The following is a 17,583-nucleotide window of genomic DNA, read 5'->3' on the forward strand; positions in this document are numbered from 1 at the left end:
GCCGTCGGCCGTGGTTCCCGTTCCGGGGGCCACGGCCGACGGCCGTTTCCGTGCTTGTTCTACGCCTGGTCGGGCTCGGGGACACGCCAGACGATGGGGAACCTCTGCTCCAGGGGCAGCCCCAGCCTCCCCGGAGGACCGATGCTCTTGATGAGATAGCCGAAGACCTGGTGCTGGGCCTCTTCGGAGATCTCGTGCCAGGTCTCCGGCGTCACGGTCATGACCTCGAACATCAGAGACTTGTCCGACTCGGACCGCAGCATCTCGATGCGGTCGTCGCGGTCCATCGTCTCGTCCTCGTGCATGGCGGCGATCGACCGCTGGAGCAGGTTCGGTTCGACCGCCAGGCGCTGGATGATCCGGTCGCAGCCGTAGCGGAAGGCCGTGTGGGCGTCGACGGCTTCCTGGTCGGGGAAGGTGTAGCCGAAGGGGCTGCCCTCCTCCGCACCGAGGTAGTCCCCCTTGAGAGCCTTCAGAAGGGCACGGAGGGCGAATTCGGCACCCTGCTCCTCGATGAGGCGAACGCCCACTCGCACCCATTCGTCCTCCGAGAAGATCGGCTCGTGCGGAACCGCCAGTGAAGGATGGATCTCAATGGCCGCGAACGGGTTGATCAACAACCCCACGACAGCTTCCGAAGTCCACTTCCCGTCGTCCGGTCCCCAGCCCTGGGACAGAGCCAACTCCCGTGCCGACTTCATGCTGTCCGGTCCCTTTTCCCGGGTGGCACGCCACAGGGCGCGGAAGCGAGCCACCTCGGCATCAGGGTCCCGGGGCGGATCGGCGCAGGCGGCGGCGAGCACCGCCACGATCGAGTGGATCGTCTCCCAACGCGGAGTGGTCAGCCCCTTGAGCGCACTCCGGACGCCTTCGTGGCTGATGTGCGCGGGATGGTCGCCCTCCTTGATCAGAGTGCTGATCTTCCGGAACCCCGGGCGATCGGCCGCCCGGTGGAGTTCGTCCAAGGCGCTCAGGAGTTCCTGCTGAGCTTCGTGGGAAGGCGAAGCCGCGATGTCGGCCACAGTTGAGGAGGCTCCTTCGGTCGGCTGCCGCTCCCGGCAACTGTCAGATGGTGTCAGCAGCCTAGAAGCCGCAGGCCACAAGGCACATGTCAGTTTTCGCCAGCTTTCTTTTCCTGGCCGTCAAGCCGCGACAAGCAGCCCGACAAGCGCCACAGCATGGGATCAGCGCCGGACTCTAGGACCGGCGCCTTCCCCAGGAGTTGAGCGCCCTTGCACATCCCTGCCTACGCCTACGCCACGATCCGGGCGGCGATCCCGCCCTTTCCCACGTCCCGGCAGGTGGGAGCCGTGGACTGTTGTCTGTGCGACCGGCCTTTCGAGGACCTGGCAGCCATACCGCTCGGTCCGACGCCGGAGTCGGGGCTCTTCGGCTGCCGCCCCTGTCTGACGCGCCTCGTTACCCGGGCCCGGCGGGCCCGTGACGCCTCGCTCCTCGAGAACGCCGAGCAGGCCCGGGCCGAGTCCGCCCATTGGGAGCCTGTACGCGAGCGGTATCTGGCCCGCCTCGACAGCGTCCGGGAGGCCGCCGAAGCCGTGGCCGAGCTGGTCAAGGACGAGAAGACAGAACCACTGCGGGCCGCCTGGCTCCTGGTCTCCCTGGAGTCAGCCTACAACTGGGTCCCGGACGCTCCCGAACCCCCGGCGTCCGCGGGCCGGGAGGATCGCGAGCTGAGGGACGGAGCGTTCCGGCTCGACCTGGCCATGATCTCGGTGCGCGAGGCGGTGGCGGAACGGCTGGCCTATCACCTCATCAACGAGGCGCAGCCCGACGAACCCGAGATGTGCGAGGAGTTCGAGTGCCCGGAGGACTGCTCGGGACGGCACGACTCCTCGGACGTCGACTGCGGTCCGGACGCCGTCTTCGAGGATCTGGCGGAGCACGGTGTCGTCGTGGAACCGCCGGAGCCGGAACCCTTCCCCGGCGAGTTGCTGCGCCGGTTCATGAAGACGGACCCCGAGGAAGAGCAGGAGGAGGACCCGGAGCGGGCGGAGCTCGAAAAAGGCCCCGCCACCGTCCTCGCCCACTTCGGTGTCGACGCGAACGACACGGACGTCCTCGTGAGCGCCGCGGCGGTGGGGCTCGTCGCCGACGCCTGGCGCGACGGGCCGCTCGACGAGATCCATGCGACGGACGGAGGGCCGAGCGACGGAGAGATCTTCGCGCAGAGCGTCGACCTCTACCGCAGGGCGCGCGAGGCCCTGGTCGCCGCGCGGGAAGACGGTCCCGAGGCACTGGCGGCATTCGTGGCCGTCGCCTCGGACACTCGTCTGCGGTGGGCGGGCGGCTCCCGCTTCATGCTGCGGGCGCTCTCCAGAACGCAGACCGAGGCCGTGGAGGGGTTCGTCCGGCACCTCGACAACCGGGTCCGGTTCACGACGGAGGCGATGCGGGCGAGGAGCTGGCGCGCGGCACTGCTGTACAGGGCCGCGTCGGCAGCGGTCAAAACCCCGGGACACTTCGGGATGCCGGCGTGGCCGGCAGTGGTGGCCGCGGCGATGGCACGGCTCGGCAAGCTGGACCGTACGGGTGCTCCCGAGGTGCTGAACGACCTCACGGCCGTGGAGAACGCCCTGCTCGAAGCGCCGGACCGGCTCGGGGCGGCAGCTCTCGACTGGCTCGTGGAACACGCGGTCTTCAAGGTGTCGCTGTCTGTCGAGCCAGGGGCCGGATTCCGCGTCACGCCGGAGGACGCGCCATGACGTGGGACAAGGCCACGCTCTTCGTGCTCGCTCTGTTCGGACTGGTGATCCTCGTCCTGGCGCAGGTCGGCGAGGTCCTTACCCGGCTGCCCCGGCTCATCCGCGCCTGGCGCGACGTACGGAACGAGCTTCGGGATGGAAACCACGGGGCCGCGGAGCACGACACCGACACGGAACAATCCGAAGGCCGCACCGCCGGGTGAGGTGCCGCCCGTCCTATCCCTGTCTTCGGTGTGGAAAGGGTGCTGCCCGGTCCGGGCGCCGGACCGGGCAGCACGGAAGGTGCCGGGTCAGCGCCCGTAGCGGATCAGGGCGCGGACCATGCGGCAGGTGGTGTCCGAGGGCGGGTGGATGCCGAGCTGCTCGGCCGTGGTGCGTATGGTCGCGTTCGTGGCCTTCGACGGGACGTAGACGCCGGCGTCGAGGAGGGCGATCGCGAGGCGCATGGCCTTCAGGCGCCGGTTGTGCGTGACGTACCACTCGCGGGGCCGGCCCGCGGGGAGCGGCTGCTTCTGGAGCGGCTTCCAGGGTTCGAGGGACGGCGTCCGGATCACGGCGAGAGCCATGGGCTACCTCCTGGCGAACGGCGGGGTGCGGGCCCTCCTCGGGACCCTCACCTTCACCCCTTATTTTACCGGCCCCCACTGACAATCGGCCCTGGCCAGGACCGGTTTTCGGCAGTACGGAAGGGGGGCTCGGGGGTAGCGTGGGCGGCATGGAGATCTGGATCAATCCCGCCTGTTCCAAGTGTCGCGGCGCCCTCACCCTTCTCGACGCAGAAGGGGCCGAGTACACCGTCCGGCGCTACCTGGAGGACGTGCCCTCGGCCGACGAGATCCGGGAGGTGCTCGGGCGGCTCGGGCTCGAACCGTGGGACGTCACCCGGACCCAGGAGGCCGAGGCGAAGGAACTCGGGGTGAAGGAGTGGCCCCGGGACGCGGAGGGCCGCGACCGGTGGATCGAGGCCCTCGCCGCGCACCCGAAGCTCATCCAGCGGCCGATCATCACCGCCGAGGACGGCACCGCCGTCGTGGGACGGTCCGAGGAGGCCGTGCGGGACGCGCTGTCCCGCCGCTGAGCGCCGCCGCCCTCGGTCAGTCCCTCGCCGTCAGGCGTTCCGCCTCCGTCAGGATCTCCGTCAGGCGCAGGCCGAAGCGGGCGTCGCAGGGGTGCGGGGCGCCCGTGCGGGCCGACGCGACCAGGGCGTCCACGGCCGCCCCGAACGCGTCCACCGCGCCGTTCCAGCGGGGCATCTCGGCGCGGCCCTCCGTGCCGTACAGGGTGAGGGCCGCCTCCGCCGCCTCCGGCGGGGCGCTCAGGGTGAGGGTGGCGGTGCTGCTCGCGCCCGACGCGTGGCGCAGGACCAAGTGGTGGGTGTCCCCCGGGCCCCGCGCGGCCGTGATCTCCGTGACGTCCCCGAGGACCGGCAGGTAGACCGAGAGGACGTGCGGGCCCACGTCCCACAGGCCGCCCTTCTCGCGCCGCCAGGGCGAGGCCGCGTACTCGCTCGTGGAGCCGGAGCCGTACAGCGAGCCCAGCCAGTGCGCCTCGCCCAGGAACCAGCCGTCCGCCGCCGCCCGCTCGGCGATCCAGGAGGCCGTCGGCTCCGCGAAGCGGAGGGTGCAGAAGACCACCGACGCCACCCCGGCCGCCTCGACCGCCTCCGTCACCTCGCGGGCCCCGGCCACCGTCGTGGCGACCGGCTTGTCCAGGAGGACGTGGCAGCCCGCGGCCGCGGCCCGGACCGCCAGCGGGGCCTGCACGTCCGGCGGGAGGGCGAGGGCCACGGCGTCGCTCGCCGCGAAGAGCGCGTCCACGTCCTCGTACGCGCGCGTGCCCGACACGGCGGCCAGCGCCTCCGCCGCCTCCGGGCGCCTGCCCCACACCCCGCTGAACTCGACGTCCGGGTGCGCGGCGAGCGCCGGCGCGTGGGTGTGACCGGCCCAGGGGCCGGTGCCGAGGAGTCCTATGCGGGGCCTCGCCCCGAGCTGCTTCGCCATGGACACAGTCTGCCGGGTGCCCCCGCCGGGCGGTGGTGACGGGGTGCGGCGCCGAAACCCCCTGGCTCCCCTCGCCCCTCCCGGGTTAACGTTCCCCCGCCGGCCGCGGGACTCCGGCGCGACTTCCGGAACCTGCCTATGAAGCAACGTCTTCGCTGTTCGCGCCCTCATTCCCCGGCCGGCACTCAGGAGGGGGAAGGTCCGTGTCCGAGCTCGTCGCCGCCGAGGACGTGCTGCTCTTCGTCAACGCCGCCGTCACCGCCACCGGCCAGCGCGAGTTCCGCTCCTCCGCCGGCGAGCAGCGGCTCTCGCTCGCCTTCCTCCACGAGTACGTACGGGTCAACTACCGCCCTGTGTACGCCGCTTCGCTCGCGCTCGACATCAACGACCACAACGCCGCCCTCGTCGTCGAGCACCTGCTGCGCACCCCGGCGGAGGCCGGACCGGGCGAGGGGCGGCTGATCGCCGCCCGGCTCGCCCTGCTGCCCCCGCAGCGCGCCTACCGGCTGTTCCGGGCGCTGCGCGCCGCCAAGGTCAACAACCGGCGCACGCGCGCGATCGTGCGCGAGTGGATCGCGGCCCGGCCCGATCCGGCGCTCGACGCCGTGAAGTACCGGCCCGGTCTGAAGACCGCCCTCCGGCACGTCCACGGGCCGGCGGCCGATCCGGAGACGGGCGACTTCCTCTTCGCGCCCCGCCGCCGCGTCCGGTACGGGAGCCCGCTGCTCGACGCGTACCGCCGGGCGCACTACGAGCAGGGCGCGCTGTACGAGCTGCCGTTCACCGTCGCGGAGGGGTTCGCCGCGAAGCACGGCGTGCCCCGGGCGCTGTTCCTGGAGCGGATCGCGCCCCGGATGACCCGGTTCGAACGGCTCAGGACCGAGCGGACGGCGGGGGCGGCGGGCGACCTGTCCGCCATGCCGCTGACCCGGCTCGCCGTGTACGTGCTGTCCCTGCCCTTCGCCGAGCGGGTCGCCCGGCGCGGTGAGCTGACCGGGGCGCTGCGGGCCGCCGCCCGGCGCGCGGCCGGGCCGCACGCCGGGAGCTGGGGGCGGGTGGCGGCCGTGCTGGACGACAGTTTCTCGTCGTCCGGTTCGGCGGTGAAGCGGCGCCGTCCGCTGGCCGTGGCCCTGGGCTGCCACTTCCTCCTGGAGGCCCTGGCGGCGCCGGGCGCGTACACCCCGCTGTGGACCTCGAGCGGGGACGATCCGCTGCTCGTCCGGCCGTACGGGCCGACGCCGCTCGGCCTGCGGGTCCTGGACGCGCTGGAGACCGGGCCCGAACGGCTCGTGATCGTCTCGGACGGCTGGGACAACGCCCCGCCGGGGCTCGCGGGCGAGGTCCTTCGGGTGTGGCGGACTCGGCTCGATCCGGAGCGGCGGACGAGCGTCGTGCACCTCAACCCCGTATACGACGCCGGGGGCTTCGACGTGCGCCGGCTCGCGCCGGGCGTGCCGACGGCCGGCGTCCGGGACGCGGAGGACCTGCCGGCCCTGGTGGAGATCGCGCAGTTCGCGGAGGGCCGGACGGGGTTCGGAGAGCTGCGGGCCTATCTGGACCGGCGGGTGGAGGCGTTCCTGAAGGGGGCCGGGGGATGACCCGGATCGATCTCGGCGGGCTGGAGGCGCGGCCCGCGCAGGTGTGGGGCGGGGTGCGGCTCGTACCGCTCGTGCGGACCGAGCCGGTGGCCGGGCTGCGGCTGCGCCGGGAGGTGTACGAAGGAGCCGGGACGGCCTCGGTGGAGCTCGGCGACCGGACCGCGTACACCTCGTACGTCCCGCACGGCTTCGTCGCCGACTGGTCCGGCGCCCGGCAGGACGGCGAGTCCGCCGCGTACGGGACGCTGCTCGGCGATCGTACGGGCGGGCCCCCTCCCTGCGTGCCCGTGCGCCGCGTCCACCGGCTCGCCAAGCGGCGGCGGGGCGAGCGGCGGCTGCGGTTCCTGCCGCTGCACCTCGCCCTGGAGGGCTATCTCGCGCTGCACTTCGGCGGGCCGTCCGTGGTGTGGGACGACTGGTCCCGGGAGGCGGTGCGGCGCGGGCTCTCGCCGCGGGCCGAGGCGGCGTACGCCGGGTGGGACGTGCCCGGACTCGGGGAGGCGCTGCGGGTGTTCGAGCTGCACCCGGGGCAGTGCGGGGTGCTCCTGTACGTGGCCGACGCCCTGGCCGCGGCCTTCGTCGTGCCGCACCCGGAGGACTACCGGGTCCTGCACCCGACGCTGGTCGAGGACCTGTACGGGGAGCTGGTCCACCAGTACGCGCACTACGGCGCCCCGGTGCCGGAGTTCACCGCGCGGATCCGGGACGGCGCCGGCGGGATCCGCACGCTCGCGGACCTGCGGGCGGCGGCCGTGGGGCAGGAGCGGGCCTGGGCGGCGGCGCACGACGGGCTGATGGCACGGGACCTCCTTGAGACCTCGTACTCCTTCGAGCGGGCGTACCGGGCGGGGGCGTTCGACCTGTACCGGTTCCTGCCGCCGTTCCGGCGGGACGGGCGGGAGCAGCACATCGGGGAGCTGATCACCGACCACAAGGGGCGGGCGGCCTATCTGAAGACCTTCCGGCTCTCGGAGAAGCAGGTCAGGAAGGGGTACCTACTGCACCGGCTCGCGGACCACGACTGGCACCTCGGGCGGACCGCGGAGGCCCTGGGCACCACGTACCCCGAGCTGGTGCGGCGGATCGGGGCGGCGGGGCTCGGGGGGCTCCTGGACGCCCACGTGGTCGCACGGAAGGCGAAAGGGGCCGGGGAAGGCTGAGTAACACGGGGTTCACAAACGGGCAACCGACGGGAAATCCCGTGTTGCGAAGCTGCGGTCCGAAAGCAACCGCGCGGTCCGGCCCCGGCCGGGTCCGTGCGGAGACCGCAGCTTCTCGCAGCGCCGCGAGCCGCCGCGGGCAGCCCCTCCCGCCGCCTCCGGGCGCCGGGGGAAACCCCAGCAGCACGCCACGCGCCCTAAGGATGAGCCCCGTGACCTTCAAGGCTGAGTACATCTGGATCGACGGCACCGAGCCGACCGCGAAGCTTCGCTCCAAGACGAAGATCATCGCCGGTGAGGGCCTGGCGCTCGACGAGCTGCCGATCTGGGGCTTCGACGGTTCCAGCACGAACCAGGCCGAGGGCCACGCCTCGGACCGCGTCCTCAAGCCGGTCCACGTCTGCCCGGACCCGATCCGCGGCGGCAACGACGTCCTGGTGCTGTGCGAGGTCCTCAACACGGACATGACGCCGCACTCGTCCAACACCCGCGCCGCGCTCGCCGAGGTCGCCGCCAAGTACGCCTCGCAGGAGCCGATCTTCGGCATCGAGCAGGAGTACACCTTCTTCGAGGGCACCCGCCCGCTCGGCTTCCCGGTCAACGGCTTCCCGGCCCCGCAGGGCGGCTACTACTGCGGCGTCGGCGTGGACGAGATCCACGGCCGCCCGATCGTCGAGGCGCACCTGGAGAACTGCCTGAAGGCCGGTCTCGGCATCTCCGGCATCAACGCCGAGGTCATGCCCGGCCAGTGGGAGTTCCAGGTCGGCCCGCTGGCCCCGCTGGAGGTCTCCGACCAGCTGTGGATCGCCCGCTGGCTGCTCTACCGCACCGCCGAGGACTTCAACGTCGCCGCGACCCTGGACCCGAAGCCGGTGAAGGGCGACTGGAACGGCGCGGGCGCGCACACCAACTTCTCCACGAAGGCGATGCGCGAGGGCTACGACGCGATCATCACCGCGTGCGAGTCCCTGGGCGAGGGCTCGAAGCCGCTCGACCACGTCAAGAACTACGGCGCCGGCATCGACGACCGCCTGACCGGTCTGCACGAGACCGCCCCGTGGGACCAGTACTCCTACGGCGTCTCGGACCGCGGCGCCTCGGTCCGCATCCCGTGGCAGGTCGAGCAGGACCGCAAGGGCTACATCGAGGACCGCCGCCCGAACGCCAACGTGGACCCGTACGTGGTGACCCGCCTCCTGGTGGACACCTGCTGCGAGGCCCTGGAGAAGGCCGGCCAGGTCTGACCGGAGGCTCTCCGAGCGTCTTCCGGAGGGGCGCCCACCGTTTCGTACGGTGGGCACCCCTTCCGTCATGTGGGACGGATGACACAGGTTTCGACCGCTCCGGGGGTCCAATCCAATTCCCGAGTAGTAGACTAGGGATATGGCCGACTTGCAGAACGACACCGCGACGGGTCGTCACGACCTCGAGCCGTTCTGGCCTTCCCGGCAGCATCACGACTTCGACCGGGTGTGTTGCCGCGCGAGGAACGCGTCGGCCCTCTAAAGCCCCGATCGGCCCTGTCCGATCCCCGGCCTTCGGCCGACGCGCACGACGTACGACGCCTGTCCGTCCGTTTCTCCGCGCGAAAGAGCTGACCTGCCATGGCCCACACCCAGACCGCCTCCCTCACGGCCGTCCGTCCCGGCCGGCACCGACTGCGTGCCGTCGATCCGAACGAGGTCGTCGACCTCTCCCGGGTGGCGGACTTCCTGCCGCCCGGCGCCACCCTGCTGCCCGCGCCGCCGCACGCGCTGCCCGCGCTGCCGGGCCGCCCGCCGATGGTCGGGTACCTCGTGCTCGTCCCGGCCGACCAGCAGCCGCACCTGCCCGTGGCCGCCGTCCCCTCCCCCGCGCCCGCGCCCGTCGCGGCCGAGGAGCGCGGGCCGGTGACCATCGACGACGTGCAGCGGATCGCCGTCTTGGAAGGGGAGCCGCTGGACCTGACGTACCTGGAGTTCGAACTCCTCGCCCATCTGGTGGCGCACCCCCACCGGGTGCACACCCGCGACCAGTTGGTCACCACCGTGTGGGGGTACGGGCACGTCGGCGACGGGCGTACGGTCGACGTCCACGTGGCCCGGCTGCGCCGCAAGCTGGGTGCCGAGCACCGCCACACGATCCAGACCGTGCGGCGGGTCGGCTACAAGTACACGCCCTGATCAGGCGGTTCGGTTCGTCCCCGACTTCGCCCTCGTCCTCGCCTTCGCCTTCGCGGTGAGGGCGAGGGCGAGGTCCACGGTCAGGAACAGCAGCAGGCTGATCCCGAGCAGCGGGACGAACCAGGCGACCAGCGCCGTGGCCGCCGCGAGCGGGAGCAGCAGGGTGACCGGGACCTTCCGCCAGGCCCCGCGTGCCGCCGGGCGGCCCGGGCGGCGCAGCCACCACATCCGGTAGCCCCAGAGGATCATCAGGACCAGGGCGAGCGCGAGGGCCGCGAGCAGCAGCTGGTTGAACAGGCCCAGGAAGACGCCCATGTGCGCGTCGATGCCGATCCGGGTGAGCTTCGCGAGCAGCGGGTAGTCCGCGAAGGCGAGCCGGTCGAGGACCGTGCCGTCGGCCGGGTCGAGGGCGACCGAGTCGAGTTCGAGCGGGAACTGCGTGTCGGTCTCCTTGACCACGTACCCCTTGCCGTCGGCGGGCAGGGCCACCGAGATCCGCGGGCTGTCGATGCCGGCGGCGCGGGCCGCCTCGACGGCCCGGTCCAGACCGACGTCCGGGCCCTGGGCGGTGGTGCCTCCGGAGTGGCCGTCGCCGTGTCCCTCGTGGCCCTCGTGGCCGGTGGGCGCGCCGCCGACCGTCGCGGTGAGGGTGGGGGTCGCGCCACCAAGGCCGTCCTGGACGGTGCCGATGTTCTCGCCCGCGTACCGCGACCAGGTCAGGCCCGTCGCGGAGAGCAGGACGAGGCCGGCCGCCGCCCACAGGCCGACCGAGCCGTGCCAGGAGAGGGTGCGGCGGCGGGAGGCCGGGCCGCCCTCGGGCACGAACAGGGCGCGGCGGTTCTTCCGGCGCCGGCCGATCCAGAGCAGCAGGCCGCCGAGCGCTATCACCCACAGCCAGCTCGCGGCGAGTTCGCTGTAGTTGCGGCCGAACTCGCCCAGGTGCAGGTCGCGGTGGAGGCCGTCGATCCAGGTGCGCAGCGGCAGGGCGCCGGAGCTGCCGTAGCTGGGCAGCTGCCCGCGCACGTCCCCGGTGTACGGGTCGACGAAGACGGCGAGCGAGGTGCCCTCGGGGGCGTCGGGGTCGGCCATCAGGACCCGGGTCGTCGCGCCGGGTTCGGCGCCGGGCCAGACGGCGGTGACGGTGCCGTCCGGGTTGGCCGCGCGGGCGGCGTCCGCCTGCCGGGAGAGCGGCAGGGTCGTGTCGCCGACCGGGACCTCCAGCTCGTGCGCGTAGACCACCTTCTCGGCCTGGAAGGAGAGGGCGTAGAGCAGGCCGCTGAGGGCGGCGACGAGGAGGAAGGGGGCGACGAGGACGCCCGCGTAGAAGTGGAGACGGAGGAGGAGGGGGCGGAGGGCGCTCCAGGTGGTGGGCTTGTGGGGAGTGGTGGGGGATTCCTGGGTGGAGGATTCCTGCGCGGGTGATTCCTGTACGGGTGGTTCCTGTGCGGGGGTTTCCGGGCGTGCGGGATCGTCGATCGTCATGGGTGACTGTCGTCCTGGTTCTCGAAGCGTGCGGACAGGGGGGAGCGGCCCCCGGGTCAGACGTGTGCTCCGAGGGCCGTGGCGCGGGGTGCGGACGACCGGGGCGGGCCGCGCCGGGACAGGGCGTGGGCGAGGACGACGGTGTGCGGGCGGTGGGCGTTCCGGCGCGCCCGGCGGACCGGGGCGCGCGGGGCGCCGGGGACGCGGACGCGCGTGAACAGCGGGCGCAGTGGCGTGAAGGCGTACGCGAGGGCGGCGCGGGCGAGCGTGAAGAACGCGGCCTCGCCGTGGGCCAGCCAGAGGCCGCAGAGGAGCGCGGCGAAGAGGTGGGCGGCGAGCATGCCGGAGCCGGAGGCCGTGACGGAGTCCACGAGCTGGGCGAGGGCGGGGTCCAGGGCGGAGGCCGTTCCCTCCGCGCCCGCCGTGCCGTGCGGCGCGTGGTGGTGGGCCGTGGCGGCGGGACCGTCCGGGGGCGCCGCGTGCCCTCCGTGGGCGCCCGTCGCCGAGAAGAGGACGTGGAGCGCGCCCTGGAGGGCGAGCAGCGCGCCCGCGATGGCGGGGGCGCCCCGGCGGCGGCCGGCCGCGGCCCAGGCGACGGCGGCCGTCACGACGAAGGCGCCGAGGAGGGCGGTGGCCGGGAGCTGGTGCGCAGACATGGACGAATGCCCCACGGCTGCCAGAGCGACGCACACCACCGCGAACAGTGCGGCTCTCAGGGCGCGCAGGGGCGACCGGGCATCCGTCATCGCCCGCCATGGTGTCATCCCGCCATCCGACCGAACAGACCCCCTTCCGGGGGCCGGGGCCGGGGCTTCCCGGCGGCTTGGTGGCTTGGTGTGCCCCGACGGCCAGGGGCTTGATGCGTCCCGGTGGCACGGGGCTCGGTACCTCCCGGCAGCCCGGGCCCAACACGTCCCGGCAGCCCGGGCCCGGCGCTTCCCTCCGGCCCCGGCCCCCGCGCGTCCGCCCCCGGCGGAATCCTCCCGGAGCGGAACCGCTGGTCTCCGGCCACGGGGGGCGGGCAGGCTCGGATCATGAAGCTGCTGATGCTCGGAGGTACGGAGTTCGTGGGTCGCGCGGTGGTCGAGGCCGCGCTCGAACGGGGGTGGGAGGTGACGGTCTTCCACCGGGGCCGGCACGCGCCCCCGGCCGGGGTCCGGTCGCTGCTCGGCGACCGCACCGCGGGGCCGGACGGTCTCGCGGCCCTCGCCGGGGGTTCCTGGGACGCGGTCGTGGACACCTGGTCGGCGGCCCCCTCGGCGGTGCGGGACGCGGCCGGGGCGCTCGCGGACCGGGTCGGGCGGTACGCGTACGTGTCGAGCCGTTCCGTGTACGCCTGGCCCCCGGCGGCCGGGCTCGCGGAGGACGGGCCGCTGGTGGCGGGGTCGCCGGACGACGGGGACGTGTCGTACGCGGAGGCCAAGCGGGGCGGGGAGCTCGCCGCCGGGGCCGCCTTCGGCGCCGACCGGACGCTGCTCGTCCGCGCGGGCCTGATCCTCGGCCCGTACGAGAACGTGGGCCGGCTCCCCTGGTGGCTGAACCGGATCGCGCGCGGCGGCCCGGTCCTGGCCCCGGGGCCTGAGGCGGCGCCGATCCAGTACGTGGACGCGCGCGACCTGGCCGCGTGGACGCTGGACGCGGTGGCGGCCGGGCTCTCGGGGCCGTACAACCTCGTCTCGCCGCCCGGGCACACCACCATGGGCGGGCTCCTCGACGCCTGCGTCCGGGCCACCGGTTCGGACGCCGAGCTGCGCTGGACCGCGCCGGAGGAGCTGCTCGCGGCGGGGGCGGAGCCGTGGACGGAGCTGCCCGTGTGGCTGCCGCCGGGCGAGACGTACGACGCGATGCACACCGCCGACGTGTCCCGCGCGCTCGCCGCCGGGCTGCGCTGCCGGCCCGTGGCGGAGACGGTCGCGGACACCTGGGCGTGGCTGGAGTCCCTGGGCGGGGTCGCGCCCCAGCGGCCGGACCGCTCCGGGGCGGGCCTCTCGCCGGAGCGGGAGGCGGAGGTGCTGGCGGCGCTGGCCGGGGGGTGAGGGCCTGTCCGGCGGATCACGGCCGGGGCCGCGACCCCGACCCACCGGACAGGCCCGAGGGGCGGGCGGGGCCGGTGGCCCGGGAGGCCGCCTGGACCTGCCCGTGGCGGTGTGATCGCTTACGGTCGACGGGAGAGGTGCGCAGCAGTACGAGGGTGTACGAACCGGAGGAGTCGACGTCATGGCCGCCATTCCCGCCGTCTCCGTCGCCAACCTCCGTGACCTCGGGGGCCTGCCGCTCCCCGGCGGGCGTTCGGTCCGTCCGGGGCTCGTGTTCCGTTCCGCGCAGCTGAACCGGCTCGACCCGGACGATCCCGCCGTGGCGGACCTGGGCGTCCGTACGGTCGTGGACTTCCGGACGGACGGCGAGCGCGGGGAGCGGCCCGACCGGCTGCCGGTCGGCGCGCGGCTGCTCGTCGCGGACGTGCTCGCCGACTGGCTGGCCACCAGCGGGCTGCCGCCGGCCGCGCGCCTGAAGACGCTGCTCACCCATCCGGCCCTGGCCGAGGAGCACCTGGGCGGGGGCCGGACGCGGGAGGCGTTCGCCCGTACCTACCGGGCCTTCGTCTCCGCCGACTCCGCCCGCGCCTCCTACGCCGCCCTCCTCGCCGAGCTGGGCGCGCCGGACGCCGGGCCGCTGCTCTTCCACTGCACTGCGGGCAAGGACAGGACGGGGTGGGCGGCGACGGTCGTCCTGTCGCTGCTCGGGGCGGACGAGGAGACGGTGCGGGAGGAGTACCTGTCGGTCAATCCGGCGGTGCGGCAGGCGTTCGCGCCGATGATCGAGGGGTTCACGGCCCAGGGCGGCGACCCGGCGCTCGCGCTCGAACTGATCGGGGTGCTCCCGGAGTACCTGGACGCGGCGCTCGACGAGGTGGCGGTGCGGCACGGCTCGATGGAGAAGTACGTACGGGAGGGGCTCGGGGTGCCGGACGAGGTGACGGAGCGGATCCGCGAGCGGCTGACGGCGGGCGGGGGTTGACGGGTCCCGGGCCGGCCTCGGGCGGAGGGGGCGGCAGAGGGCGACAGGGGCGGGAAAAAGGCGCCGCACGCACCTGTTCCCGCCGCTTACCCCTCAGTACATTGACGGCATGTCTAATACGCAGCCCGCACCGGTGGCGTCGGAGCACGTCGAGCTCAAGGCCCGCAAGGTCTCCTTCGACTGGGAGGAGACGCCGCTCCACTGGGTTCCGGGCGATCCGTTCACCACGCACACCATCAACGTGCTGCACCTGCTCCTCCCGGCCGGCGAGCGGTGGTTCGTGCACGTCTACAAGCAGGCGCTGCCGTACGTCACGGACGACCGGCTCCGCGAGGACGTCATCGGCTTCATCGGCCAGGAGGCCATCCACTCCCAGGCCCACGACGACGTCCTGCCGCACCTGCGGAAGCTGGGCCTCGACCCCACCCCGTACACCGCGCAGGTCGACTGGTTCTTCGAGAAGCTGCTCGGGGACCGCACCCTGCCGCCGGGCCGGGCGCGCCGCTGGTGGCTGATGGAGCGGGTCGCGATGATCGCCGCCATCGAGCACTACACCGCCTTCCTCGGCGACTGGGTCCTCAACGCCGACGCGCTCGACCGGGTCGGCGCCGACCCGACCATGCTCGACCTGCTGCGCTGGCACGGCGCCGAGGAGGTCGAGCACCGCTCGGTCGCCTTCGAGCTCTTCATGCACCTGGACGGCGGCTACCGGCGCCGCGCCCGCACCTGGGCCGTCGCCTTCGGCGGGCTCGCCTTCTTCTGGCAGCGGGGCGTCCGCTTCTTCATGGAGAACGACCCGAGCCTCTTCGCCGCCAAGCCCTCCCTCGCGGACTTCGTCCGCCGGGGCCGGCGGGGCGTGCTGCCCTCCACCCCGGCCATGCTGCGGTCCGTCCCCCGCTACCTCAGCCGCTCCTACCACCCCTCCCAGGAGGGCGACACCGCGCAGGCCCTGGCCTACCTCGCCTCCTCGCCCGGCGCCAACGGAGGCCGCTGATGCCCCGGTTCGCCGCCGTCGCCCTCGCCGCCGGGACCGCCCTGCTCGTCCGCCGGGCCGTCCGCCGCCGCATGTCCACCGCCCCGCTGTGGCCGATGCCCGCCCTGGACGAGCCCGTCTCCGGGTACGGCCGGGGCCGCACCGTCCCCCGCAAGGTCCGGGTCACCGCCCGCACCGCGCCCGCCGAGGGCGTCGTCGAGCTGCGCCTCGAAGGCGCCGACCTGCCCGCCTGGCAGCCGGGCGCCCACGTCGACCTGGTCCTGCCCTCCGGGCTCGTCCGGCAGTACTCGCTCTGCGGCGACCCCGCCGACACCGGCGCGTACACGGTGGCCACCCGGCTCATCGAGGCCGGGCAGGGCGGCCGGGGCGGTTCGCGCGAGGTCCACGAGCGGCTCCACGAGGGCGTGGAGATCGAGATCCGGGGCCCCCGGAACCGCTTCCCGCTCGTCCACGCGCCCGCGTACGTCTTCGTCGCCGGCGGCATCGGCATCACCCCGGTCCTGCCCATGCTGCGCGCCGCCGAGGCGGCCGGGGCGGACTGGCGGCTCCTCTACTGCGGCCGGAGCCGCGCCACCCTGCCGTACCTCGCCGAGGTCGAGGCGCTGGGCGGCGGCCGTACGACCGTCGTCGCCGAGGACGAGTCCGGCCTGCCCGACCTGGGCTTCCTCGCGGACGTGCCGGAGGGGACCGCCGTGTACTGCTGCGGGCCCGACGGCCTCATGGACGCGGTCGGCACGGCGCTGCCCGAGGGCCGGACCCCGCGCCTGGAGCGCTTCTCCGCGTCCGCGACGACCGGCGGCGCCCCCTTCGAGGTCGAACTGCGCCGCTCCGGCCGCACGGTGGCGGTGGCCGCCGACCAGACCCTCCTGGACGCGGTCCGCGCGGAGCTGCCGGACGTGCCGTACTCCTGCACGCAGGGCTTCTGCGGGACCTGCGAGCAGCGGGTCCTGGCGGGCGAGATCGACCACCGGGACGAACTGCTCACCGACGCCGAGCGGGACGGCTCGATGCTGATCTGCGTCTCGCGGTGCGCGGGGAAGCGGCTCGTGCTCGACCTCTGATCCCGTACGGCCCCGGGGCCTGCCCGGCCCCGATCCGCCGGGCAGGCCCTACGGGAGGACCAGCCAGTCCAGGGCGAGCGCGGTGAGCAGACCGCCCACCAGGAGCCAGGTGCCGAGGCGGGTACGGCCGTTGCGGGACAGCTCGATCACGATCCCGCAGAGGATCATGGCGAGTCCGTACACGCCGACGACCAGGACGGACGTGCGGCTGGCGAGGCGGACGACGAGGACGACGGCGAGGGCGACGAGGAGGACGGAGGCGGCTGTGACGCGGAGCCGCCTCGCCTGCTTGGGGGTGAGGCCGCCGACGGGCCGCCCGTCCTCGTCCTCTTCTTCCTCGTCCTCTTCTTCCTCGACCTCTTCATCGGCGAGTTCGCCGTCGGGTTCGTCGGCGGGTTCGTCGGCGGCCGGCGTCTCCGTGACCGGGGCTTCGGACTCCCCCGCCGTGTCGGGGACTTCGGGGCCCTTCGCGGCCTCGGCGGTCTTCGCGGCCCCGGTCGCCGGGGTGTCCTGGTCGGAAGCGCTCATGGGGCAGGAGCGTAACGGACACCGTTAGGCTGTTCGCATGACGACCGGGGTACGCCGCAGGATGGGCGTCGAGGAGCGCAAGCAGCAGCTGATCGGGGTGGCCCTCGAACTCTTCAGCCACCGCTCTCCCGACGAGGTGTCCATCGACGAGATCGCCGCCGCCGCCGGGATCTCGCGACCGCTGGTCTACCACTACTTCCCCGGCAAGCAGAGCCTCTACGAGGCGGCCCTGCGGCGGGCCGCCGACGAGCTGGCGGCCAGGTTCGTGGAGCCGCCCCGGGGGCCGCTGGGGGCGCGGCTGCTGCGGGTGATGGGCCGGTTCTTCGACTTCGTGGACGAGCACGGGCCCGGTTTCGCGGCGCTGATGCGGGGCGGTCCGGCCGTCGGGTCCTCCACGACGAACGCGATGATCGACGAGGTGCGGCAGGCCGCGTACGAGCAGATCCTCGCGCACCTGGAGGTCGGGGAGCCGTCGGCCCGCCTGGAGTTGGTGGTCCGCTCCTGGGTGTCCCTGGCCGAGTCGACGGCCCTGCTCTGGCTGGACGGGCGGCGGGTGCCGCGCGCGGAGCTGGAGTTGCAGCTCGTCCACGACTTCGCGGCCCTCGCCGCGGTGAGCGCCGCGTACGACCCCGGGATGGCGGAGATCCTGGTCGGGATCCTGGCGGACGAGCCGGCCGACGGGCCCTTCGGGGACCTGGTGACCCGGCTGGTCGCACTCGTACCGGCCCCCGGCCCCGCCCCGGACGCCCTGCCGGCCGTGCCCGATCAGCGCCTGCCGTAGAACGGTTCGAGACAGCGAACCGCCGTGCCGCCGGCGAGGAGCCGGGAAGGCTCGCCACCGACGGCACGTGCTACGG

Annotated in this window: 18 protein-coding genes; 12 read left to right on the forward strand and 6 right to left on the reverse strand. The window is 73.7% G+C overall.

All coding sequences use genetic code 11. The annotated features are described in order from the left end of the window. Nucleotides 1-59: 59 nt before the first annotated feature. Entirely contained in the window at nucleotides 60-1,022 is a 963-nt protein-coding gene (locus tag CP977_RS09945) for a hypothetical protein (RefSeq protein WP_152369926.1), read from the reverse strand. A 210-nt stretch (nucleotides 1,023-1,232) separates the two neighbouring features. On the opposite strand from CP977_RS09945, the gene CP977_RS09950 reads away from it, so the two are divergent. After that, entirely contained in the window at nucleotides 1,233-2,723 is a 1,491-nt protein-coding gene (locus CP977_RS09950; RefSeq protein WP_152369927.1) for a hypothetical protein, read from the forward strand. After that, nucleotides 2,720-2,926, forward strand: a complete 207-nt coding sequence (locus CP977_RS09955; RefSeq protein ID WP_152369928.1) for a hypothetical protein — start codon at nucleotides 2,720-2,722, stop codon at nucleotides 2,924-2,926. Before CP977_RS09950 ends, CP977_RS09955 begins: the two co-directional genes overlap by 4 nt. A gap of 87 nt (nucleotides 2,927-3,013) precedes the next feature. On the opposite strand, the gene CP977_RS09960 is transcribed toward CP977_RS09955, so the two are convergent. Then, a complete protein-coding gene (locus CP977_RS09960; protein WP_030205803.1) occupies nucleotides 3,014-3,289 on the reverse strand; it encodes a hypothetical protein in 276 nt (91 codons plus the stop codon). A gap of 149 nt (nucleotides 3,290-3,438) precedes the next feature. On the opposite strand from CP977_RS09960, the gene CP977_RS09965 reads away from it, so the two are divergent. Further along, on the forward strand, nucleotides 3,439-3,801 hold the full coding sequence (locus CP977_RS09965; protein WP_109185784.1) for an arsenate reductase family protein: 363 nt from the start codon (nucleotides 3,439-3,441) through the stop codon (nucleotides 3,799-3,801). 16 nt (nucleotides 3,802-3,817) lie between these two features. Here the strand turns inward: CP977_RS09965 and CP977_RS09970 are convergent, their stop codons facing one another. Continuing rightward, complete coding sequence (locus CP977_RS09970) at nucleotides 3,818-4,723, reverse strand: Gfo/Idh/MocA family protein (protein WP_152369929.1); 906 nt, start codon at nucleotides 4,721-4,723, stop codon at nucleotides 3,818-3,820. 203 nt (nucleotides 4,724-4,926) lie between these two features. Between CP977_RS09970 and CP977_RS09975 the strand changes: the two genes are divergently transcribed. The 4 genes from CP977_RS09975 to CP977_RS09990 all read left to right on the forward strand — a co-directional run bounded on the left by CP977_RS09975 (nucleotide 4,927) and on the right by CP977_RS09990 (nucleotide 9,643). Beyond that, complete coding sequence (locus tag CP977_RS09975; RefSeq protein ID WP_152369930.1) at nucleotides 4,927-6,321, forward strand: hypothetical protein; 1,395 nt, start codon at nucleotides 4,927-4,929, stop codon at nucleotides 6,319-6,321. Beyond that, nucleotides 6,318-7,481 (forward strand): ARPP-2 domain-containing protein, encoded by a 1,164-nt coding sequence (locus tag CP977_RS09980; RefSeq protein WP_062756291.1) that lies wholly within the window; start codon nucleotides 6,318-6,320, stop codon nucleotides 7,479-7,481. The genes CP977_RS09975 and CP977_RS09980 overlap by 4 nt, the downstream gene beginning before the upstream one ends. Nucleotides 7,482-7,693: 212 nt before the next feature. Then, complete coding sequence (glnII, locus tag CP977_RS09985; protein ID WP_062756289.1) at nucleotides 7,694-8,725, forward strand: glutamine synthetase; 1,032 nt, start codon at nucleotides 7,694-7,696, stop codon at nucleotides 8,723-8,725. Between the two features lie 360 nt (nucleotides 8,726-9,085). Continuing rightward, nucleotides 9,086-9,643, forward strand: coding sequence for a winged helix-turn-helix domain-containing protein (locus CP977_RS09990; RefSeq protein ID WP_062756287.1), 558 nt, complete (start codon nucleotides 9,086-9,088; stop codon nucleotides 9,641-9,643). Here the strand turns inward: CP977_RS09990 and CP977_RS09995 are convergent, their stop codons facing one another. Continuing rightward, a complete protein-coding gene (locus CP977_RS09995; protein ID WP_152369931.1) occupies nucleotides 9,644-11,125 on the reverse strand; it encodes a PepSY-associated TM helix domain-containing protein in 1,482 nt (493 codons plus the stop codon). Nucleotides 11,126-11,181: 56 nt separating this feature from the next. Then, the gene (locus CP977_RS10000; RefSeq protein WP_167309043.1) at nucleotides 11,182-11,781 is read right to left on the reverse strand and encodes a hypothetical protein; all 600 of its coding nucleotides are present in this window, start codon (nucleotides 11,779-11,781) and stop codon (nucleotides 11,182-11,184) included. A 378-nt stretch (nucleotides 11,782-12,159) separates the two neighbouring features. Between CP977_RS10000 and CP977_RS10005 the strand changes: the two genes are divergently transcribed. The 4 genes from CP977_RS10005 to CP977_RS10020 all read left to right on the forward strand — a co-directional run bounded on the left by CP977_RS10005 (nucleotide 12,160) and on the right by CP977_RS10020 (nucleotide 16,198). After that, nucleotides 12,160-13,161 (forward strand): NAD-dependent epimerase/dehydratase family protein, encoded by a 1,002-nt coding sequence (locus CP977_RS10005; RefSeq protein ID WP_109185789.1) that lies wholly within the window; start codon nucleotides 12,160-12,162, stop codon nucleotides 13,159-13,161. 181 nt (nucleotides 13,162-13,342) lie between these two features. Then, a complete protein-coding gene (locus CP977_RS10010; RefSeq protein ID WP_062756281.1) occupies nucleotides 13,343-14,143 on the forward strand; it encodes a tyrosine-protein phosphatase in 801 nt (266 codons plus the stop codon). Between the two features lie 109 nt (nucleotides 14,144-14,252). After that, nucleotides 14,253-15,137: a metal-dependent hydrolase gene (locus CP977_RS10015; RefSeq protein ID WP_152369933.1), complete on the forward strand. Its 885-nt coding sequence runs from the start codon at nucleotides 14,253-14,255 to the stop codon at nucleotides 15,135-15,137. Beyond that, nucleotides 15,137-16,198 (forward strand): PDR/VanB family oxidoreductase, encoded by a 1,062-nt coding sequence (locus tag CP977_RS10020; protein WP_062756277.1) that lies wholly within the window; start codon nucleotides 15,137-15,139, stop codon nucleotides 16,196-16,198. The genes CP977_RS10015 and CP977_RS10020 overlap by 1 nt, the downstream gene beginning before the upstream one ends. Before the next feature lie 48 nt (nucleotides 16,199-16,246). Here the strand turns inward: CP977_RS10020 and CP977_RS10025 are convergent, their stop codons facing one another. Next, complete coding sequence (locus tag CP977_RS10025; protein ID WP_152369934.1) at nucleotides 16,247-16,726, reverse strand: hypothetical protein; 480 nt, start codon at nucleotides 16,724-16,726, stop codon at nucleotides 16,247-16,249. Nucleotides 16,727-16,763: 37 nt separating this feature from the next. On the opposite strand from CP977_RS10025, the gene CP977_RS10030 reads away from it, so the two are divergent. Then, on the forward strand, nucleotides 16,764-17,507 hold the full coding sequence (locus CP977_RS10030) for a TetR/AcrR family transcriptional regulator (protein ID WP_062756273.1): 744 nt from the start codon (nucleotides 16,764-16,766) through the stop codon (nucleotides 17,505-17,507). Nucleotides 17,508-17,583: the final 76 nt, after the last annotated feature.

The organism is Streptomyces cinereoruber, from assembly GCF_009299385.1.
Classification (GTDB): domain Bacteria; phylum Actinomycetota; class Actinomycetes; order Streptomycetales; family Streptomycetaceae; genus Streptomyces; species Streptomyces bikiniensis.

Excerpts from the sequence above, each read along its gene's own strand:
- CP977_RS10005 (WP_109185789.1), top strand. The coding sequence starts at position 12,160 with ATGAAGCTGCTGATGCTCGGAGGTACGGAGTTCGTGGGTCGCGCGGTG.
- CP977_RS10010 (WP_062756281.1), top strand. The coding sequence starts at position 13,343 with ATGGCCGCCATTCCCGCCGTCTCCGTCGCCAACCTCCGTGACCTCGGG.
- CP977_RS09990 (WP_062756287.1), top strand. The coding sequence starts at position 9,086 with ATGGCCCACACCCAGACCGCCTCCCTCACGGCCGTCCGTCCCGGCCGG.
- CP977_RS09980 (WP_062756291.1), top strand. The coding sequence starts at position 6,318 with ATGACCCGGATCGATCTCGGCGGGCTGGAGGCGCGGCCCGCGCAGGTG.
- CP977_RS09955 (WP_152369928.1), top strand. The coding sequence starts at position 2,720 with ATGACGTGGGACAAGGCCACGCTCTTCGTGCTCGCTCTGTTCGGACTG.
- CP977_RS09965 (WP_109185784.1), top strand. The coding sequence starts at position 3,439 with ATGGAGATCTGGATCAATCCCGCCTGTTCCAAGTGTCGCGGCGCCCTC.
- CP977_RS09970 (WP_152369929.1), bottom strand. The coding sequence starts at position 4,723 with ATGGCGAAGCAGCTCGGGGCGAGGCCCCGCATAGGACTCCTCGGCACC.
- CP977_RS10030 (WP_062756273.1), top strand. The coding sequence starts at position 16,764 with ATGACGACCGGGGTACGCCGCAGGATGGGCGTCGAGGAGCGCAAGCAG.
- CP977_RS09995 (WP_152369931.1), bottom strand. The coding sequence starts at position 11,125 with ATGACGATCGACGATCCCGCACGCCCGGAAACCCCCGCACAGGAACCA.
- CP977_RS10020 (WP_062756277.1), top strand. The coding sequence starts at position 15,137 with ATGCCCCGGTTCGCCGCCGTCGCCCTCGCCGCCGGGACCGCCCTGCTC.
- CP977_RS10015 (WP_152369933.1), top strand. The coding sequence starts at position 14,253 with ATGTCTAATACGCAGCCCGCACCGGTGGCGTCGGAGCACGTCGAGCTC.
- CP977_RS10025 (WP_152369934.1), bottom strand. The coding sequence starts at position 16,726 with ATGAGCGCTTCCGACCAGGACACCCCGGCGACCGGGGCCGCGAAGACC.
- CP977_RS09960 (WP_030205803.1), bottom strand. The coding sequence starts at position 3,289 with ATGGCTCTCGCCGTGATCCGGACGCCGTCCCTCGAACCCTGGAAGCCG.
- CP977_RS10000 (WP_167309043.1), bottom strand. The coding sequence starts at position 11,781 with ATGTCTGCGCACCAGCTCCCGGCCACCGCCCTCCTCGGCGCCTTCGTC.